The organism is Dietzia cercidiphylli, assembly GCF_014145145.1.
GTDB classification, from domain to species: domain Bacteria; phylum Actinomycetota; class Actinomycetes; order Mycobacteriales; family Mycobacteriaceae; genus Dietzia; species Dietzia natronolimnaea.
Window position 1 is genome coordinate 1 of the sequence record NZ_JAALEA010000455.1, and the last position, 1,985, is coordinate 1,985.

Below are 1,985 nucleotides of genomic sequence, written 5' to 3' on the forward strand. Positions count from 1 at the left end.
CGAGCGCCTCGTTCTGCACGGCGCCGAACCCGAGTCCGAACACCACGGTCGGGGCGATGAACCACCACGGGTTCGCCGACACCGAGAGCAGGCCGGCGATACCGGCCATGCCGAGCGCCGAGACCGCCAGTCCGGGCCAGACCAGGGCGCCGGGGCCGCGCCGGTCGGAGACGAGTCCCGCGAAGGTGCGCCCGACGATCACGCCCACCCCCAGCAATCCGAGCCCGACCCCCGCGACGACCGCGCCGCTGCCCGAGACGATCGAGTCCAGGGCGGGCGAGAGGAACGACGCGGCGGCGCCGTACGGCAGCGACACCGCCACCATGACCAGGAACGGCCCGGCGAGCAGGACGAGCATCGCCCGGCGGCCCAGTGCGGACGGGTCGGAAGGCCTGGCGGGAGCGGGGTGCACGTCGGGGAGTCGTGCCGCCGCGAGCAGTCCGACCACACCGAACGCCGTCGCGCTCCAGGCGACCGTGGCCAGACCGAAGACCTCCAGCAGCCACAGACCGACAGGCAGGAAGATGGCCTCGGAGATCCCCACCGCGAGGCCGATCAGCGAGGTGGCGCGGCCGAGCATCCCGGGTGGCGCGAGCTCGGCGACCAGTGCGGAGCCGGCGACCGTCATCATGCCGAAGCCCGCCCCACGCACACCGCTGACCGCCAGCACCGCGAACGGCCCGTCGAACAGGGCGAGCAGCCCCGAGGGCAGGCCGAGGAGCGCGCTGCCGATCGCGAGCACCCAACGGTAGCCGATCGCCGCGGTGATCCTCGGGGTGAGCAGTTGGACCAGCACGGTGACCGTCATGAACACACCGGTGGTCGCACCGGCGACCAGCTCGCTGCCCCCGCCCCGGACCACGGCGAGGGGCACCACGGGCAGGAGCAGCGAGAAGCCACCGAAGGCGAGGAGCACCAGGACGAACGCCGCCGGCACACCGGGGGTCCGGGACAGCTGTGCGAACGCGCCCGGCTTCGTGACCCCCGCGGTCACTTCGCCATCACAGAGCGCCCTTGGTCGAGGGGATCCCGCTGATCCGCGGATCCGGCTCGACCGCGGCGCGCAGCGCCCGGGCGACGGCCTTGTACTCCGCCTCGGTGATGTGGTGGGGGTCGCGCCCGTAGTGCACGCGGACGTGCAGCGCGATGCGGGCGTGCGACGCGAGGGTCTCGAACACGTGCCGGTTGAGCACGGTGCCGTACGGCGCGCTGTCGTGGCCCACGACGACGTACCCGATCATGACGTCGGGCTCCCCCGTGTGGACGCAGTACGGGCGCCCGGAGACGTCGACGACCGCCTCGGCGAGCGTCTCGTCCATGGGGATCGAGCACTGGCCGAAGCGGCGGATGCCGCGCTTGTCCCCCAGTGCCTTCCCGAGCGCCTGGCCCAGAACGATGGCGGTGTCCTCGACGGTGTGGTGCGCCTCGATCTCGACGTCGCCCGTCGCGCGGACCGTGAGGTCGAACGCTCCGTGCTGGCCGAACGCGGTGAGCATGTGATCGAAGAACGGGACGCCGGTGGCGATCTCCGTCCGGCCGGTGCCGTCGAGGTCGATCTCGACGACGATCGACGACTCCCTGGTGGTGCGCTCGACGCGACCGACGCGTCCGCCCTGCTCGCTCATCGTCTCTCCCTCGTCGTGGTGATCTCTGTTCCCGCCAACTCGGCGCTCACCTGCAGCAGCCGGTCGTTCTCGCTCTCCAGCCCGATGGTCGCACGAAGACGGCCGGGGATGCCCACGTCGCGGATGAGCACGCCCGCGTCGAGGTAGCGCCGCCACGCGCGGGGCGCGTCCACGAAGGGCCCGTAGAGCACGAAGTTGGCCTCGCTGGGCAGCACGTCGTAGCCGAGCGACTCGAGCCCCGCGGTGACGCGCTTGCGCTCCTCGGCCAGCAGGGCGACCGACGCCAGGGTCTCGTCGGCGTGCCGCAGCGCGGCCGCGGCGGCGGCCTGCGCGATCACCGACAGGTGGTACGGCAGGGGG

3 protein-coding genes are annotated in these 1,985 nt (G+C 72.7%); all 3 read right to left on the minus strand.

What is annotated here, in order from left to right:
* Positions 1 to 994: MFS transporter (locus G6028_RS15315; RefSeq protein ID WP_182659382.1), on the minus strand; the 994-nt coding region annotated here is incomplete at its 3' end.
* Between the two features lie 7 nt (positions 995 to 1,001).
* Positions 1,002 to 1,625 carry an imidazoleglycerol-phosphate dehydratase HisB gene (gene hisB / locus G6028_RS15320; RefSeq protein ID WP_179525136.1) on the minus strand — a complete coding sequence of 208 codons (624 nt, stop codon included), beginning with the start codon at positions 1,623 to 1,625 and terminating at the stop codon, positions 1,002 to 1,004.
* Positions 1,622 to 1,985, minus strand: a 364-nt coding sequence (locus G6028_RS15325; RefSeq protein ID WP_182659383.1) for an aminotransferase class I/II-fold pyridoxal phosphate-dependent enzyme, incomplete at its 5' end; no start/stop codon positions are given. The genes G6028_RS15325 and hisB, both read right to left, overlap by 4 nt.

What these genes read in the sequence shown, in the direction of transcription:
- hisB (WP_179525136.1), bottom strand. Translation starts at nt 1,625, where the DNA reads ATGAGCGAGCAGGGCGGACGCGTCGGTCGCGTCGAGCGCACCACCAGG.